We start from the raw sequence: 18,562 nt of genomic DNA, 5'->3' as shown, positions 1-18,562 counted from the left end.
AAGCACGTTAAAGTCTTATAAACAAAGCAATGAAGCTTGCGGCAGGATATCTTTCTTGTGCAGCTTTTTTTGTTTGCCAATTTTGGGGAGGAATATAAATGTCTATATCGGAAGAAATCAAAAAAAAGTCATTGCGCTATAGTATTCAGTCGTGGTCCAAACAGGGAAATCTCAATCCTGTGGTCGCGGAAAAAAGCGATAATATATATTATTGGGATTATGAGGGTAACCGCTATACGGATATGTCCTCTCAACTTGTAAATATGAATCTTGGACATGGGAATCGGGAAATAGCTGCTGCTATAAAAAAACAGGCCGATGAATTTTGTTTTTTATCTCCTGCTATAGCTGTAAAGAGCAGGGCTGATTTGGCAGAAATGATTGTAAAATTGCTGCCCGATAATTTTGGTAAAATCTTTTTTACTAACGCCGGAGCTGACGCAAATGAAAACGCTATAAAAATAGCCAGACTATATACGGGCCGGAAAAAGATATTCAGCCGTTACCGCAGTTATCACGGCTCATCTTTTGGTGCAGGCAATCTTACCGGTGAACCGCGCCGCTATCCTCTTGAGCCGGGTATACCCGGTTTTGTAAAATTTTTTGATCCGTATGTCTATCAGGAAAAAATCAAATTTGCTTCATCAAAAGAAGCCGCTGATTTTTACGTAAGTAAACTGCGTGAACAAATAATCTACGAAAACCCCAATGATGTCGCAGCTATAGTTATGGAAACGATCACCGGATCAAATGGTGTTATAATACCGCCTGATGGATATTTACAGGGTGTGCGGGCGATCTGCGATGAATTTGGTATCATGATGATATGTGATGAAGTTATGGCAGGTTTTGGCAGAACAGGAAAAATGTTTGCGTTTGAACACTGGGGCATAAAACCTGATCTTGTCACTTTTGCCAAAGGAGTTACCTGCGGCTATACACAGTTGGGCGGAGTGGGGATATCCAGTCGTATTGCCGAATATTTCGATGAACATTTTCTTTCTTGCGGACTCACTTACAGCGGACATCCTCTGTCTTGTGCCGCAGGTGTCGCCTGCGTCCAGTACTATCAAGAGCATCATGTGCTTGACAATGTTCAAAAGGTCGGTAAAGTCCTGGGCACTATTTTGGAGAATCTGAAAGAAAAACATCCCTGCGTGGGTGATGTCCGTTATATAGGTCTTTTTTCAGCTATTGAGCTTGTAAAGGACAAGATGACGAGAAAACCGCTTGTCGACTACGGAACTGATCCTAAAGGCATCATGGCATCAATCATCGGTCAGCTGAAAAAGAAATTTTTCATGACCTACTCCCATGAAAATATGCTTCTCGTGGCTCCTCCGCTGATCATAACCGAGGTCCAGCTCGAAGAAGAAATGCAAAAAATGGATGCTGTCCTTTCATGGGTCGATGCGCAGTATATGTAGGCTAATGTCATACTTAACAAATCCACTCAGTCCTTTTTGTTAGTTTTATACATATACAATAAGAAAAATATTTAGTATACTATGACCTGTAATTAAATCAGTGTTGAGCAAAGATGCTTATTCGATTTTATCGGATAGGCATCTTTTTTTATAAGGAGAGATAAGACAAAAATGACACAGCCAGCATGGAAAGATTCGGCAAAAGACGTCATAAAAGACCTGCGGGAATTGGCATCATTGACTTCAGATGCAGATGGTGCGCATCGGGTTGCATGGACACCAACATGGGATAAAGCACAGGATTGGTTCAAGAAGAAAATGAAACTTGAAGGTGCTGAAATAAGTGTTGATTCAGCCAATAATGTTTGGGCAAAAATACAAGGAGAAATAAACGAAGCGATACTGATCGGCAGCCACTTGGATTGTGTCCCAAACGGTGGATGGCTTGATGGTGCTCTAGGTGTAGTAGCAGGCATGGGTGGAATAAAACGTTATGGCAAAAATGGCAAAAAACCCAAAAAGACGTTGTATGTTGTCAGCTGGGCCGATGAAGAGGGTGCACGATTCGGTAGAAGCTGTATAGGTTCTTCAGCAGTGAGCGGTGCACTCGATATAAATGAAGCAGCAAAGCTTAAAGATAATAACGGTATAGCATTTACCGATGCACTGAAAAGATATAATTTAAATATTGAAGCTTTTCCTAATGCACGTAAGGAATTCATGGACAAACATATCAAAAGTTATTTAGAACTGCATATTGAACAGGCTCCCGTATTGGAGAGTCAGGGAAAATCAGCAGCTTGTGTTTACGGAATCACAGGATGTGAACGTCAGTATATTACCTTCAAAGGCCAGCCGGCGCATTCCGGTGCACCGATTTCTATGCGCCGCGATGCATTTTTGGCAGCTGCGCAGGCATCCTTGGCTTTTCGTGAAATAGGACTTAAGCACAATGCCTACTGTACAGTGGGAAAAGTAAAAGTTTTCCCGGATATAGTTACTATCTTTCCCGGAGAATGCATGATATCACTTGACCAACGTTCAATAGATGCAAACATACTCGAAAAAATTTATGAAGAAGCGCGAATCGCTTGTATGAAGGCAGCTGCTGATAATAAAGTAGACGTAGTATTTGAGCCTGTCTGGAGCATTCCTCCAACAATTTTTGATACACACTTGACCGAATTGTGCAGGGAAGCGGTAAAAGAAGAAACAGGAGAAGCTACATCTATTTTTTCAGGTCCACTTCATGATGCTGCCGAAATGGCTAAAATATTGCCATCCATTATGATGTTTACTATGTCTGCAAGCGGATTATCACACTGCAAGGAAGAGAATACTCCTGATAAAGATTTGGAGACAGCCATAGCTGCATTCCTGCGTCTTACAGAAAAAACGATCAACGAATAAGAATATTTTTATTCCAATTATTCTCATCGATCAAGACGGCTGCTTACGGCAGTTGGCAATTTGGGAGGGAACAGACAATGGAGCTGTTAGTATCACAGATAATAAACGGACTTACAAATACGGCTGTTTTATTTTTAGCGGCCAGTGGTCTAGTAATTATATTCGGCCTTTTGGATGTAGTTAATATGGCACATGGAGAATTCATCATGCTGGGAGCTTACAGTGCCTGTGTCTCTATAAATCAATTTCATTTTCCTTTTATAATCGCTGTTCTGACAGCGGCGGTTTTTACAGGAATCATCGGTGCAATTACCGAGAAATTCATCATCAGACGATTATACGGCAGAGTGGCCGAAACACTATTGGCTACTTTCGCTTTAAGTTATATCTTTCAGCAGACCATACGTTCTATCTTCGGCCCGGAAGATCAGTTGATGGCACTTCCTATAAATGCCGCTTTGAATATGGGAAACATAGTTATTCCCATATATAATCTCCTTTTAATTGTTGTATCCATTTTGATATTAGCAGGAACAATGCTAATGCTGACCAAAACAAAATTTGGCATGCAGATCAGAGCCAATGTGCAAAACCGTACTATGGTGCAATGTCTGGGAGTCGATTCGCAAAAAATAGATAATATAACATTTACCTATGGCAGCATGTTAGCCGGTATTGCCGGAGCGCTGATAGCTCCTATTAAAAGTGTGACACCGGATATGGGATTATCTTATATCGTCGATAGTTTCCTTGTTGTTGTTCTTGGAGGATTGAATTCCATATTTGGCAGTTTTTTAGGTTCCTTCGTTATCAGTGAATCTTCAACTGTAATGGCTGGATATATGAGTGAAATAACAGCTAAACTGCTGATTTTCATAATAATAATCATCATTATACGTTTCAAACCGCAGGGACTGTTTTTTGCCAAGGATAAACGTTGAGGAGAAAGAATAATGAGTAAGTTAAAAAATATTACTGTTGATAAATATATAGCTCTGGCAATTTTCATAATGCTGTTGATTATTCCTTTTGTATCATCTTTATACAGTGTGCAAATTTTCGGGAAGTTTATTACATATATTATCCTTGCATTGGGCCTTGATATACTTTGGGGGGAAGCTGGGCTTATGAATCTTGGTTTTGCAATATTCTTTGGCATAGGAAGTTACATCTTCGGCATATCAATGGCTATACAAAAAGGTCTCCCTGCATTTATGTCATTTGGTGGCATAACAGAGCTTCCATGGTTTTTTGCTCCTTTACAAAATCCTGCCTCAGCCATAATTCTCAGTGTGGCTGTTCCCATAATTATAGCGCTGCTGCTGGGTTATTTTATATTCAAAAGTCAAATAAAAGGTGTATTTTACAATATAATTACATTGGCATTTGTAGCCCTTTTTGAACTATTCATAGTCAATCAGCAGACATACACCGGCGGTGCCAGCGGCATTAATGGTATAGCTACAGGTGTTATGACCCTGCGGCTTTTCGGCAGTAAAATCACTATTATTGACTGGTACTATATAGCATTTATTTCACTGATTTTTATCTATTTATTTTGTCTCTGGCTCCATAAAATACGTTTTGGCCAAATTATCCATGCTATCCGGGACAATGAACCTCGAGTACAATTTCTCAGTTATGACCCTGCCGTATTCAAGACTGTTACTTTTGCAATTTCCGCAGCTGTGGCAGGTTATGCAGGAATGTTGTATGTTCCCATAGCCTCCTTCGTATCAATAGACAGTTCAGGTGTCATGTTTTCCACGATGGTGATAATTTGGCTGGCTGTCGGCGGCAGAGGAAATTTTACAGGCGCTATGGTTGGTGCACTGCTGGTAAATTTTTTACAAAATACCTTATCGGGCATTTTCGGCGGAATGTGGCAGATCATTTTGGGAATATGTCTGCTGCTGATTGTTATGCTGATGCCTAAGGGGCTTATAGGAAGCCTGGTAGAATGGCAATATATGCGACGAGTTCACGGCAGTGAAAAAAAGGAAACCAAAATTACTAATCGTGAAGCGGAGGTATAATACATGTTTCTCGAATTAAAAAACCTGACTGCAGAATTCAATGGATTTAAAGCTGTCGACAAAATTAATATGGTAATAGAAAAAGGTGAAACACGTGTAATTATCGGTCCAAATGGTGCCGGAAAAACCACTGTCATAGATATGCTGACAGGAAAAACCAAGCCCGCTGATGGTGAAATACTTTTGGAAGGAAACAATCTGGCAGGTAAAACTCCTTATGAAATTTCGGATAAGTATAAAATAGGCAGAAAATTTCAAGGGCCGAATGTATTCGATAATATGACCGTTTACGAAAATCTTGAGGTGGCACTGTCAGGCCATAATAAACTATTGCAAACATTTTTTTTTCGCAGAACTTCAACGATAAAAAAACGTATTTATAATATTTTAGAAAAAATTAATCTTGTCACTCAAAAAGAAATGCTGCCATGTTTTTTATCACATGGTCAAAGACAATGGTTGGAAATGGGCATGATATTAGCCCAGGACCCTGATATTATAACTCTTGACGAACCGGCAGCGGGCATGACCGATGATGAAACATATAAGACAGGTGAAATGATAAAAGAAATTATGCACGATAAAACAGTTATTGTTGTAGAACATGACATGGATTTTATCAAACAAATAGCAAAAACCGTCACTGTTCTAAATCAAGGGAAAATTTTAGCTGAAGGTACATATGATGAAATATCGCATAACCCTGAAGTTATAAAAGTATACTTAAAAACTGATGATGAAGGACCGGTGTAAAACGATGATGGAAGTAAAAAATATTTCCGTTAGCTATGGTGCAGGAAATATAGTGGCAGATATTTCCTTTTCCGTCAACAAAGACGACCGTCTCTTTATTCTTGGGCGCAACGGAGTGGGGAAAACGACCTTATTGAAAGGCATAATGGGAATTCTGCCAATAAAAGGCACATTATATTTCAAAGAACAGAATATAACAAAATATTCTGCAGCACGGCGCTCTCAAAAGGGCATCGCTTATGTACCGCAGGGAAGGGAAATCTTTCCCGATCTGACGGTAGCTGAAAATCTTGAAATGGGTGCATTATATCATAAAGTGGACTATGAAAAAAAGCTTCGTGAAATACTGGAATATTTCCCGATTCTTACAGAACATATGGTACGAAAAGGCGGTGTGCTTTCAGGAGGACAGCAGCAACAGCTCGCCATAGCCAGAGCACTGATGGGGGAACCGGATATACTTATGCTTGATGAACCGACAGAAGGTATCCAGCCCAATATCGTAACGCATATATCTGATATATTGATGTTATATCATAAAGAAAAACATATTCCGGTCATTATCGTAGAACAAAATTTAAAATTCGCCAAAAAATTGGGCAGCAAATTTGTCATTATTCAAAAGGGAAGCATTGTTAAAGCCGGTAAAATAGAAGAACTGACGGATGAAATAAGTGTAAAATATTTGAGTGTATAAAATCCATTGAATTTTTGTGCCGTTTTTAGTGGATATTTCGGCACTATACAGCAAAGAGAGGAGCGAGACATTGTTTGATATTATAACAGTATCGGTAGTTACTTTTCAGACTGAATGGGGGAATAAAGAAGCTAATTTGAAACGTATGATGAAATTTATAGATCATGCGGCTGCAAAAGGCAGCGACCTTATAGTGATGCCGGAAATGTGTCTCACTGGATATGACGATGAGCCTACTGCAAAAGGCACCGCAAAAATGCAAAAGTGTGCGGCTGAAACAATGAAAGGGCCGTCAGTACAAAAAATTGCAGAAAAGGCTAAAAAAGAAAATATCTACGTGATGTTTGGTATGCCGGAACTTTTTCAAAATAATATCTATAATTCATTGGTGACATGTGCGCCTAATGGAAAAGTTATGGCATATCGGAAAATACATCTGGCGCTGCAAGAAGCAAATTGGGCCAAACACGGCAGCACTCCTCTTATAGTAGACACTCCATGGGGAGGAATAGGCTGCGGCGTCTGCTACGATTCTTATAATTTCCCAGAACTGATAAGATATTATGCCGCTAAAGGGTGCAGACTTTATATTAATGCAACTGCTTTTGCCAAATCCCGCAATACCAATAAACCCCAAATCACTTTAGAAGCTTCAGTCATAATGAATGATATATACATTGCCTCCGCGAATCTTGGAGGAATAGATCTGTATAATGATTTTTCAGGTGGCAGCAACATCATGGGTCCATCCAGCACTTACGGACAGGTAGCTTATTATTGCGGACATCATTTTAATGATCCTGATGCACAGGAAACAGGACTGTATACGGCAACTATAGATTTATCCAAAGCTACCAGGAGTATATATCAAAAAAATGATCATGAAAAAACACCTGATTTTAAACCTGAAATATACGCTGCCATGTATAAGGACTTAGCAAATAGTATTTGATTTTATTTAATTAAAAAGTGAAAACTATAAATTTGATTCAGGAGGATACAATGAAAAAATTTCTATTTCTACTCTTAGCAGCAAGCTTATCCCTATTTTTCGCAGGGTGCACCGGTCCTGGTAAAAGCGATGATGGAAAAAGCAGTCTAGGAGATAATATAAAAATCGGCGTTTTATATTCGACAACAGGACCTTTTTCCATAAGTGAAACACCTATGGCCAATTCCGCTAAAATGGCTATTGAAGAAATTAATGCCAATGGGGGAATAAACGGCAAAAAAATAGAACCGATTTATATGGACTATGCCTCTGATCCCAATCTGGCGGCACAAAAAGCGCAGGAATTGATCATGAAAGACGGTGTAACAGCCATTGTCGGCACAAATTCCTCAGCAACGCGGCTGGCTGTAATTCCAACGATAGAACAAAATGATTCACTGCTCATATATAATACATTTTATGAAGGAGAAAAACCGTCAAACAATGTTTTATATACCAATAGTGTACCCAGTCAGCAGATAGAAGCTTATATACCATGGATCATTAAAAATTTAGGCAAGAAAATCTTTTTTGTTGGCAGTGATTATGAATTTCCTAAAAAGAGTATAGCCTATGCTAAAAAAATTGCCGAAGAAAACGGCGGAGAAATTGTTGGTGAAGAATATGTCCCTATCACCTATACAGACTTTTCATCCGTGATTAACAAAATAAAGGAAGCCAAGCCAGATGTCGTTTTCTCAGGAGTAGCAGGAAATGGTGCCGTCCCCTTCTATAAACAATACAGTCAATATGGCCTTGATCCTAAACAACTTCCTATTTGCGCCATAGCCACCAGTGAAGCCACTGTTAAAGGTATCGGTGAATCTGCTATAGGAACATATTCTTCATTTGATTATTTTAATACCATTGATACTCCCGCCAATAAGGAATTTATTGAAAAATATGAAGCAGAATTCGGTACGGATACCACTGTTACGAATCAGGCAGAAGGCGCTTATCATGGTGTATATATGTTGGCCACCGCAATTGCTAAGGCAAACTCTGGTGCAGCCGCAGATATAATTAAAGCAGCATCAGGATTGAAAATAGATACACCAGCGGGTGAAATAAAAATGGATGAGACTAATCATCATGCTTGGTTGAACAGCTATATCGGCAAAGTAAACAGTAATTTGACTTTTGATATTGTCAATAAATCAGATGGTTTAGTAAAACCAATAGTTGAATAACAAAATATTGCAAAGCTGTCGATGAAGCTGATTTCTGCTTCATCGACAGCTTTTTTATGAATCAGATTTCTCTGATGAAACAATATTTATTATGCAATAACAAAAATCATACCATTTTGTGTTCAATATGTAGTTATTAATCATATCTATTTTACTATATTTAGTGCTTTTCATAAATATAATATTGCTTTTGACGGGATTTTGAATTATAATAACTTATATCAACAGCAAAATATTATTAAATAACATTTCAGGAAGCACTAACCGGCTGATCTTGGCAGATGAAAAACATCTGCATTGAGTGCCTAAAGTTGTCAGCGGTTCTTTTTGTATGTCCAATTACAACCACCTGCTTACAGTTTTGTTTCTGCACAGCCGGGTGGTTATATTTTGCAGCCAAGTTCCTCATAAACTTCAGTCATCCTTACCGATGCATCTGAATTAATAATTTTTGATAAGGAAGCGAATTTTTTGGAAAAATGGTATGAAAGTGATATAGGCAAAAATATCCTGAAATCGAAATACTATCATGTGGGTGAAAAAGATCCGCAGATTTTTATTGATCGTGTGACTTCTATATTTTCTGCTCCCGTGCAAAAGGCTATGCGGCAATATCTTGAAGCCGGATCGGTCTGCCCTGCAGGACGGACTTTATATGCTACGGGTGCCAAGGGAAAATTCAAAGCAAGTCTGAGCAATTGTTATATATTACCGTCTCCCGAGGATAATATTGAATCTATCTTCAAAATTAATACTGAAATTGCAAGAATATTTTCTTACGGAGGAGGTATCGGTGTCAATATCAGCAGGCTGCGCCCCAAAGAAAGTCTTGTCAATAATGCCGCACGTACCTCAACCGGGTCAGTATCTTTTCTGAAAATATTTGATTCTACCGGCGAAGTGATCAGCCAGAACGGACGCCGCGGTGCAATGATGGTCGGACTAAACTGTGATCATCCTGACATTTACGAATTTCTCCATATGAAACAAAATAATGAAAAATTGGCTTCGATGAATATTTCCATACTTTTCAAAGACGATTTTATGAAGGCTGTCCTGAATAACGATGAATACGAATTGAAATTTGATGTTGAAGCTACCGGTGAAAAAATACGAAAAAAAATAAATGCGGCTTCATTTTTTAAAGAATACTGCCGTACTCAATGGGATTGGGGTGACCCTGGTGCCTTATTTGTCGACAAGCTCAATAATTACACACTACTCAGCGGCTATAGTGATTACAATATCGAAATAACTAATCCCTGTGGTGAATTTGGCGGTAATGCCTACAATTCCTGCAATCTCATGAGCATTAATCTTTATAATTTTATTGATGATAAATTTGGCGAAATGCCTCATTTGAACGAAAAACCTTTTCGTTCGGCAATTGATACGGCAGTGCGGGCTCTGGATGAGATTCTCGATTACGGATACGAAACCCAACCTCTTGAAGCCAACAGAAAATGTATAGATGATTGGCGCAGCATAGGTCTCGGTCTCTTCGGAGTTGCCGATGCTCTCATTGCTATGAAACTAAAATACGGCAGCCGGCAAGGCAATCAATTTATTACGGATGTCATCCGTATAATGTTTATTGAATCAGCCCGAGCCTCTTCGCAAATAGCCAAAGAAAAAAATACTTTTGGCCGTTATGAATGGGAAAAAACCAAGGCATCACCCCTGATGGAATTACTATATAAAGAAGCTCCCGATGTATATGACAATATAAAAGAAAACGGTCTGCGAAACGGCACCTTATTGTCTATTGCCCCAACAGGAACGATCTCACTTCTTATGGGAACTTTCTCCGGCGGCTGCGAACCGCTTTATAAAATAAGCTATATGCGCACGACCCATAAAATGGAAGGTGAAAAAAAATCTTTTAAAGTTTATGCGCATGCCATAAAAGAGCTTCTCGAGTACCATAAACTGCCCTATGATATTGATGATGCGGAAATAAAAAAACGCTTCCCCTGGATAATCGAAAGTCATCATATTCCTTATCTTGATCGTGTAAAACTGCAGGCTGCCATGCAAAAATATGTAGACAACTCTATCTCTTCCACAGTCAATCTTCGCCATGATGCAACTCCTGAGGAAATAAAAGATATATACATTGCAGCCTGGAAGTCCGGATGCAAGGGCATAACCGTATTTCGGGACGGCTGCAGGCGCGGCAATATACTGGGTGTTTCAGAACCAAAAACAAAAATAGAATATGACACTATTCAACCTATCAAAAGAGATGACATTGCCCGCCTTGATGGCTGCACCTTAGTCAGACATACCTCATGCGTCGACAAACTTTACATCACGATCAACAAAACATCTGACGGACAGGTATTTGAAGTTTTCACCAATGCCTCCGGCGGATGCTCAAGCAATATAGCAACGATTACCCGGCTGACATCACTCGCTCTCCGGTCCGGCATAAGCGTGAAACATATAATAAAACAGCTTGCCGTAAGCAAATGCTCCGCCTGTCAGGCGCTCATCCGCGGTGGCAGACGTGATATATCTCTTTCCTGTGGTAATGCCATCGCTTCGGCACTGGCAGAAATATATAACGAAACACAGCAAAAAAAACCTGCTGAAAAATACACTAATAGCGCGGAGGATGCCGCTATCAATAAAAAATGCCCCGAATGCAGTCATTATACACTTAAACCAGAAGGCAACTGCGTGACCTGCACATACTGCGGCTGGTCAAAATGCGAATAATAAATTATAAAACAAGATAGTTGAACAAAGCAGGGACGATGCGGATTCCTTTGTATCACCCCTGCTTCTTGTATATCAGTGATTTTTATTCTCGCAGGATAAGCGATTCAATCTGTTTAATGTATTCATATAAGTTAATAAATAGGAGGACTATTTTATGGAAAAATTAAATAATCTTAAGGTAGCCTATAAAATGGCTATTGTAATTTTTGTTGCCGCCGCCGGAATGATTATGGTCGGTTACACCGGATATTCATATCTGAGTAAAGCGCAGTCCGCTATGGGAAGTATTTATTCTCAGAATATGCAGTCTGTCCAATATATCAATGAAACGACAGTGGACAGCCGTGTGGTGCAGAACCGGGTGCTGCAGATGATCATCGAAAAGGATCCCGCAAAATTACAGCAGCGTCAGGCGGATATAAAAAAATTCAGTGATGATTATGAAGCACAATGGAAAAAATATCAGGAAACAGCATCACCGGAGGGCAGAGAAAAAATAGCAGCTGCCCACGAAAACTGGCAAACCTTTAAAAACACTATGCAAAGCATAGTTGACCTCAGCCTTCAGGGGAAAAAAGAGGAAGCCGCTGCACTTTATGAAAACCAAGGAGCTGCCGACACCATAAAATTGCGCGACGCTCTTGATGAATTGAATAAGATCGAAGACATAGCTGTCAAAAATGTTAATGATCAGAATAATCATGATACCCAATCGGCAATATACAGCATGCTCATGAAAACTGTAATCATTATTCTAATATTGCTTGTTTTCTGCGGCTGGTTTTTAAAAGAAATAGTCTCTTCATTAAATGCAATGATCGAAGAATGTCATAAACTGCGCGATGGGGACTATCGTCAACCTGAAAAATCTAAGATGAACCGCAAAGATGAATTTGGACAAATGGCCGATGCGCTTGTTGAAGTTATTGCTAACGTATCTGTTTTTATGAAAAAAATGAATGGTTCTGTAGAGCAGGTCGCTGCATCCTCCGAAGAACTCACGGCAAGCTCTATGCAGGCCTCGCAGACAGCTACACAGGTAGCTCAATCTGCCACTGAAACTGCGGAGGTAGCCGACCAGCATAAAAGTGCAGTCCAAAAAGGAAAATCAGCCGTAGACCATATTACATCATCGATCGAAGATATACGTGCTGAGTCCGATAAAGTCGCCGATCATGCAGCCAGCGTGGCTGACCGCATTACTGCAGGCAATAATTCAATCAATACTTCTGTGGAAAAGATAAAAAAAGTTGAAGATACCGTGCGTTCTTCTGCGGAAATAGTTGAAAAGCTGGGTGAAAACTCGCAGGAAATCGGGCAGATAATAGATACTATTGCCAATATAGCCGGTCAGACAAATTTACTTGCTCTTAATGCTGCCATTGAAGCAGCCAGAGCCGGAGAACATGGAAAAGGGTTTGCAGTGGTGGCTGAAGAGGTCAGAAAACTGGCAGAGCAATCACAAGAAGCAACTGCCAGAATAACTGAACTTATCACCAGTATCCAATCCGATACCGCGGGAGCTGTAACAGCAATGCAGAAAGGCCGCACCGAAGTCATTGAAGGTGCAAAATCAGTTGAAGATCTGCACAATATGTTTGCCGAAATCAACGTTCTTGTCGATAAGGTATCTACTCAGATGAATTCTATGGCATCTGCTGTGGATAAAGTAACCGAAAATGCAAAAAATGTCCGTCATGAAGTTGATACTATTGAAAAACAAGGCGATAATATTACTTCTGAAATGCAGTCTATAGCTGCCGCAACAGAAGAGCAATCAGCCTCTGCGGAAGAAATAGCCTCGGCAAGTGAATCACTGGCAAAATTAGCCCAAGAATCGCAGATAGAGCTGCACAAATTTAAATTCTAAAAAACTTTCAGCGAAGACAGACGAAAAACCATCTGTCTTCGCTGCATTTTTTGATCTATAATTTCTGTAAAAAATACATGGAGTATATGTTGAATATGGATAAAGTAATCTCTTGGTACATAAAAAACAAAGTAGAAAAAACAATCGGCAATCTCGAAAAAAATAATATTTGCGGATTATTTGTAAATAATAATTTCGAATTAAGGGAAAAAATTAAACAACTTATTCCTGATGGTTCCAGAGTGGACATCGGTGATTCTGTGACATTATTCGATACGGGAATAGTTGATTTACTGCGAAATGGCTCATATGATTTTCTCGACAAGTACAAAGACGGGATTACCAGTGAAGAAAAAAAACAATTGTATCAGGCTAATTTCAGTGCAGATACTTTTTTATCCGGGACAAGTGCACTGACAGAACACGGAGAATTGTCAAATATAGACGGAAACGGCAGCAGAGTGGCTCCAATGATATATGTTCCTGCACAAGTTATCATTGTTGTCGGAGTAAACAAAATTGTGAGCGATTTAGCTGAAGCAGAAAAACGAGTGAGAAATTACGCTGCCCCGCTGGATGCAAAACGCTTGAATAAAAATACGCCTTGCGCAACTTTAGGGTATTGTGTCGACTGTAAAAGCCCTGAAAGGATTTGCAACACCTTTGTCGTTATCAAACGTCAATTTACCAAGGACAGAATAAAAGTCATTATTGTCAATGAACAATTAGGCTACTAATACAATTTCCTAAAAATCTGCAAATAATTTTTTCTGATACTCAAACTCATATATTGTCAAAAAAAACGAAAACGATCCAGCAAACAGCTGAATCGTTTAGAAGTTACACACTGATATGAAACAGATCGGCACCGCACAGCCAAATCAAAATCATTTACCTTCATGCAGTGTTTTCAGAACATATTCTACGGGACGACTCCAATCAACATACACATTGGTATTTTCCCATAGCCTGGTCAGCGCAAGCTTAAAATTCTCCAGATTCTCCAATGGCTTTATGGTAATAGATGTAAAATCATGCATTGTTTTATGCGGCACCTGAAGAGTAAGGCTTTTCGAGAAAAATTCTTTAACAGCTGCCACAGCCTGTTCTGATTTTAAAATCACTTCAGCAGCTTTATTTTCTGCACTGTATTCAACATAGCCGACATCATTGTAATCCCCAAGTGTAAAATAGCTTACTGCGACACAAAATTTATTTTCCATTAATTTATGAAACCTCTTTCTACCAAAGAATTATATAAAAATTCTATTTGCTTTATTAAATTATCAAGTACTTAAGCTACACCAATTTTACCAAAAATATTCCTATAGCACAACTAAGTAAACTGCAGGTTTACTCCTTATTATTTGTCAAGTCTTGCACCGCATTTTTATTTATGCTATTATTTATTAAGAAATAACGCATGCGTTATGCCTGCGGTGTACGTAAGCTTTTTAATTATGTCTAACCTTACTCATTTTCAAAAGGAACCTGACTTTGTCATATGGCTGCTGGATCGTCTCCGAACGAATAGCAAAAGTATCGTCTTAAGGTACCGCCCTGCATTATGCAGGTCTAGGCATGTAAGAAGATACGGCATCATGGGCGTAAAAAAACACCATTCTTTTAAGGATGGTGTTTTTTTATTTTCTCTACACAAACAGAGCGATCTGATCCGTTTCATTCATACCGTCCAAGCATCCGTGCTCGCGCAGTATCTCAATAGACGGTGTCGGTACACCTGCTCTTTTTTTCAAATCATCAACAGAAGAAAATTCTCCCTGTTTACGGGCTTCCACAATATTATTTGCCGCAGTTATCCCCACTCCCGGCAATGCAGAAAGAGGCGGCAGCAGCGATTTCTCATGCATAATGAATTTATCTGCCATTGATTCATACAAATCCGCTTTTTCCACGGTATAGCCTCGCAGATACATTTCCCAGGCAAGTTCCAACACTACCTGCAATCCCTTTTCCTTTACCGAAAGTTTTTTTATCTTTTCTTCCTCGGCCAATTCACTCAGACGGTTTTTAACGGCCTGCTGTCCCTGTGCTATAAGATGAGCATCAAATTCATCGGCACGTATGGAAAAATATGCTGCATAAAAAGCCAACGGATAATGCACTTTGCAAAAAGCAATCCGATAAGCCATCATAACATAAGCTGTAGCATGGGCCCGCGGGAAAAGATATTTTATTTTCTGACAGGAATCTATAAACCAATCGGGAATGCCGCCTGCCTTAAGTTCTGCTACCACATCATCTTTGATCCCGCGCCCTTTGCGGACGTTCTCCATAGTTTTAAAAGCCAGAAGTGGTTCTATCCCTTTATGGATCAAATACATCATTATATCGTCGCGGGCAGAAATAGCGTCTGACAGAGAACACACACCATTTTTTATAAGATCCTGTGCATTATTGAGCCAAACATCCGTACCATGGGAGAAACCGCTTATTCGCACAAGATCACTGAACTTTTCCGGTCTCGTATCATCTATCATCTGCCGCGTAAAAGGAGTCCGAAATTCAGGTATGCCAAAAGTCCCCGAAGTGGCGCCAAGTTCTTCCTGTGTCACTCCCAAAGCTTCCGTGGATGAAAAAAGGCTCATGGTGGCCGGATCATCAAAGGGAATGGTTTTTGGATCACGGTGTGTTATATTTTCAAGCATTTTTATGACAGTCGGATCATCATGCCCCAGAATATCCAGCTTTACGAGACGACTGCTGATGGAATGGTAGTCAAAATGAGTCGTAATAGTGGCAGTATCCTTATCATCAGCAGGATGTTGTATGGGCGTGAAATGGTGGACATCCATATTTCTCGGGATAACCATAATACCGCCCGGATGCTGTCCCGTCGTCCTTTTTACTCCCGTGCAGCCGGCGACAAGACTGTTTATATACGCATCGCGTTTTTTCAAACCCTTATCGTTAAAATACCCGCGGACATACCCGTAAGCAGTTTTATCAGCCACTGTTGCTATAGTACCGGCACGAAAAACATTATCTTTACCAAACAATTCTTCTGTATATTTATGAGCGACCGGCTGATAATCTCCCGAAAAATTCAAATCTATATCAGGAACTTTATCGCCGTCAAATCCCATGAATACCGCAAACGGTATATCGTGCCCGTCTTTTATCATTTCTGTGCCGCAATACTGGCATGTCTTATTGGGCAGATCGAATCCGCAGCCATAAGAGCCGTCAGTTATAAATTCGCTATTGCAGCATTTCGGACAGCGCCAATGCGGCGGCAGAGGATTGACCTCAGTAATATCAGTCATCGTCGCTACAAAAGAAGATCCTACAGACCCTCTCGAACCTACAAGATATCCATCGTCAAGTGATTTTTTAACGAGCTTGTGCGCTATCAGATACAGCACGGCAAAGCCGTGTCCGATTATCGATCTCAGTTCCATTTCGAGACGTTCCGACACTATCTGCGGCAAATTCTCGCCATAAAGCAGCTTCGCTTTTGCATAGCTCATATCATGTATCTGCTCGTCCGCTCCCGGTATCATCGGTGAATACAGATCATCCGGTATGGGCTTTATCACATCGATCATTTCGGCTATTTTACGGGGATTTTCCACCACCGCTTTGTATGCCAGATCTTCTCCCAAATATGTGAACTCACCCAGCATCTCTTCCGTTGTACGCAGATACAGCGGCGGCTGCTGGTCTGCATCTTTAAAGCCTTTCCCTGTCATAAGGATAGCCCTGTAAATGCTGTCCTGCGGGTTAAGAAAATGGACATCACATGTGGCAATAAGCATCTTATCCAGCTTTTTTGCCAGCTCAGCCACCTTCAGATTTATTTTTCGCAAATCGTCATCCGTTTTTATATCAGGAAAATTTTCACTGCGTATTAAAAATTCATTGTTGCCGATCGGTTGTATTTCCAGATAGTCGTAAAAAGAAGCTATTTGCAGCAACTCCTCGTCACTCTGTCCGGCGACAATAGCCCTTACTAATTCACCGGCTTCGCAGGCTGAACCTATAATGATGCCCTCGCGGTATTCTGCCAGTATTTTTTTGGGAATTCGCGGCCTTTTTTGCAGATACTTCAAATGAGAGAGAGATACAAGCCTGTATATATTACGCAGACCGATAGCGTTCCTGGCAAGCAGGATAATGTGATTAGCCCTTTTCTGCTGCTCATCATAAATAAGGTAGCCTTCCAGCCCATATATTATTTTTATATCCAATTTTTTATCAGCAACTGTTTTTGCCGCTTCCGGAAAAGCTTGCACGACACCATGGTCAGTAATGGCAATGGCAGGCCAGCCCCATCCCGCTGCCGTACAGATCAAATCTTTCGCGGAAACGACGGCATCCATATTGCTCATATGTGTATGGGCATGCAGTTCTACTCTCTTTTCCTGTGCGTTATCGGCCCTTTTCTTCATTTCGCTTTTATAAATGCTGACAGGCATCATTACAAAATCATTGTTGAAACTGTCAAAACGAATACTCCCCGCCACTTTTATAACCGATCCGTTTGACAGATTTCCCTTAACCTGTTCAAATTCGTCCTTATCCTTAAAAAAGATCTTGCAGTCGATACCGTTGGTCTTATCGGATAGTTCGAAAGTAAGCAGATTATTGCCGGTTTTAAATTCACGGTTATTAATATTGTTAATTTTCCCCAGCATGACAGCCAGCTTCATTTCGCCGTCTATGCCGTCTATTTCCATAGGCTGCCCTGTTATACGCTTGCCGTATATCCAGCCGGGATCTGTGCTGTTCGGCGGCGGTCCCGCTTGTTTTCTGCTGTAACCGCCTGCGTGGGATGAACCCGTGCCATAATTTTTTACAGCCGGTACGTATTTTTCCGCCGGTCTTTCCGTTACCGGCGGCGGAGTATAATCTACCATAACATAATCGCCGCATTCACCGGAAAGCTCTTCGGCATTATCCACAGTATTAAAAGCAACTCTGCATTCAAGCTCAAGCAGTTCGTGTATCGTTTCCTTCAATGCCTTACTTACACTGTGAGCCTGCAGAATCTCACCTGCCAGCTCACCTGCCAGCTCCAATGTCAACAGATTTCCGTCAATATAATATTTGGCGGTGCGCAGCAAAATTTTTACGGTAGGATTGCCATCAGAAGCGGCAGTTATTATTTTCTGCCAGTTTTTATCTATCTGCGCGGCAAAATCAATAATGTCCTGATAAAACGCAACATCACTGACTCCGCAATTTGACGCTATATAATCGGCAGCCTGACCGAGCATGTCTTCCGGCAGATATTGATACGTATGGAGCAGTATCTCCCATGTATTCTTTCTCAGATCTATTTCTACATGCTTTATTGTGCTGGCCTTCAAAAGCATCATAAATTCACTGTCAAGCGGCAGTGAATCAATAAGCCGGCGAAATTTATCACCCGATTGCGGAACAATACGATATTTACCCATAAATCACCTGATGCCTCTTTCAAAAAACCAATAAACTATGC

The 18,562-nt window shown here is 40.3% G+C and carries 13 protein-coding genes and 1 other RNA gene; 12 read left to right on the top strand and 2 right to left on the bottom strand.

Annotated elements, in window-relative coordinates:
• The first annotated feature begins 98 nt into the window (after positions 1-98).
• The 11 genes from I6758_RS02485 to I6758_RS02435 all read left to right on the top strand — a co-directional run bounded on the left by I6758_RS02485 (position 99) and on the right by I6758_RS02435 (position 13,835).
• Positions 99-1,427: an aminotransferase class III-fold pyridoxal phosphate-dependent enzyme gene (locus I6758_RS02485; RefSeq protein ID WP_196603621.1), complete on the top strand. Its 1,329-nt coding sequence runs from the start codon at positions 99-101 to the stop codon at positions 1,425-1,427.
• 171 nt (positions 1,428-1,598) lie between these two features.
• The gene (locus I6758_RS02480; protein WP_196603620.1) at positions 1,599-2,837 is read left to right on the top strand and encodes a Zn-dependent hydrolase; all 1,239 of its coding nucleotides are present in this window, start codon (positions 1,599-1,601) and stop codon (positions 2,835-2,837) included.
• A gap of 77 nt (positions 2,838-2,914) precedes the next feature.
• Complete coding sequence (gene urtB, locus I6758_RS02475) at positions 2,915-3,778, top strand: urea ABC transporter permease subunit UrtB (protein ID WP_196603619.1); 864 nt, start codon at positions 2,915-2,917, stop codon at positions 3,776-3,778.
• A gap of 12 nt (positions 3,779-3,790) precedes the next feature.
• Positions 3,791-4,873: an ABC transporter permease subunit gene (locus tag I6758_RS02470; RefSeq protein WP_196603618.1), complete on the top strand. Its 1,083-nt coding sequence runs from the start codon at positions 3,791-3,793 to the stop codon at positions 4,871-4,873.
• A gap of 3 nt (positions 4,874-4,876) precedes the next feature.
• A complete protein-coding gene (gene urtD, locus I6758_RS02465; protein WP_196603617.1) occupies positions 4,877-5,626 on the top strand; it encodes an urea ABC transporter ATP-binding protein UrtD in 750 nt (249 codons plus the stop codon).
• Positions 5,627-5,630: 4 nt separating this feature from the next.
• Positions 5,631-6,323: an ATP-binding cassette domain-containing protein gene (locus I6758_RS02460; protein WP_196603616.1), complete on the top strand. Its 693-nt coding sequence runs from the start codon at positions 5,631-5,633 to the stop codon at positions 6,321-6,323.
• Positions 6,324-6,393: 70 nt separating this feature from the next.
• Positions 6,394-7,275, top strand: a complete 882-nt coding sequence (locus tag I6758_RS02455; protein ID WP_196603615.1) for a carbon-nitrogen hydrolase family protein — start codon at positions 6,394-6,396, stop codon at positions 7,273-7,275.
• Between the two features lie 50 nt (positions 7,276-7,325).
• The gene (locus I6758_RS02450) at positions 7,326-8,504 is read left to right on the top strand and encodes a transporter substrate-binding domain-containing protein (RefSeq protein WP_196603614.1); all 1,179 of its coding nucleotides are present in this window, start codon (positions 7,326-7,328) and stop codon (positions 8,502-8,504) included.
• A gap of 471 nt (positions 8,505-8,975) precedes the next feature.
• Positions 8,976-11,225, top strand: a complete 2,250-nt coding sequence (locus tag I6758_RS02445; RefSeq protein WP_196603613.1) for an adenosylcobalamin-dependent ribonucleoside-diphosphate reductase — start codon at positions 8,976-8,978, stop codon at positions 11,223-11,225.
• A gap of 157 nt (positions 11,226-11,382) precedes the next feature.
• Positions 11,383-13,098, top strand: a complete 1,716-nt coding sequence (locus I6758_RS02440) for a methyl-accepting chemotaxis protein (RefSeq protein WP_196603612.1) — start codon at positions 11,383-11,385, stop codon at positions 13,096-13,098.
• A 95-nt stretch (positions 13,099-13,193) separates the two neighbouring features.
• Complete coding sequence (locus I6758_RS02435) at positions 13,194-13,835, top strand: lactate utilization protein (RefSeq protein WP_196603611.1); 642 nt, start codon at positions 13,194-13,196, stop codon at positions 13,833-13,835.
• A 150-nt stretch (positions 13,836-13,985) separates the two neighbouring features.
• Here the strand turns inward: I6758_RS02435 and I6758_RS02430 are convergent, their stop codons facing one another.
• Positions 13,986-14,321, bottom strand: coding sequence for a hypothetical protein (locus I6758_RS02430; RefSeq protein ID WP_196603610.1), 336 nt, complete (start codon positions 14,319-14,321; stop codon positions 13,986-13,988).
• Between the two features lie 205 nt (positions 14,322-14,526).
• On the opposite strand from I6758_RS02430, the gene ssrS reads away from it, so the two are divergent.
• Positions 14,527-14,710, top strand: a non-coding RNA gene (ssrS, locus tag I6758_RS02425) — 6S RNA.
• Between the two features lie 40 nt (positions 14,711-14,750).
• On the opposite strand, the gene I6758_RS02420 is transcribed toward ssrS, so the two are convergent.
• Positions 14,751-18,521 (bottom strand): PolC-type DNA polymerase III, encoded by a 3,771-nt coding sequence (locus I6758_RS02420; protein ID WP_196603609.1) that lies wholly within the window; start codon positions 18,519-18,521, stop codon positions 14,751-14,753.
• Positions 18,522-18,562: the final 41 nt, after the last annotated feature.

Source organism: Pectinatus haikarae (assembly GCF_015732185.1).
Classification (GTDB): Bacteria; Bacillota; Negativicutes; order Selenomonadales; family Selenomonadaceae; genus Pectinatus; species Pectinatus haikarae.
This window is presented reverse-complemented; position numbering and strand designations above follow the sequence as displayed.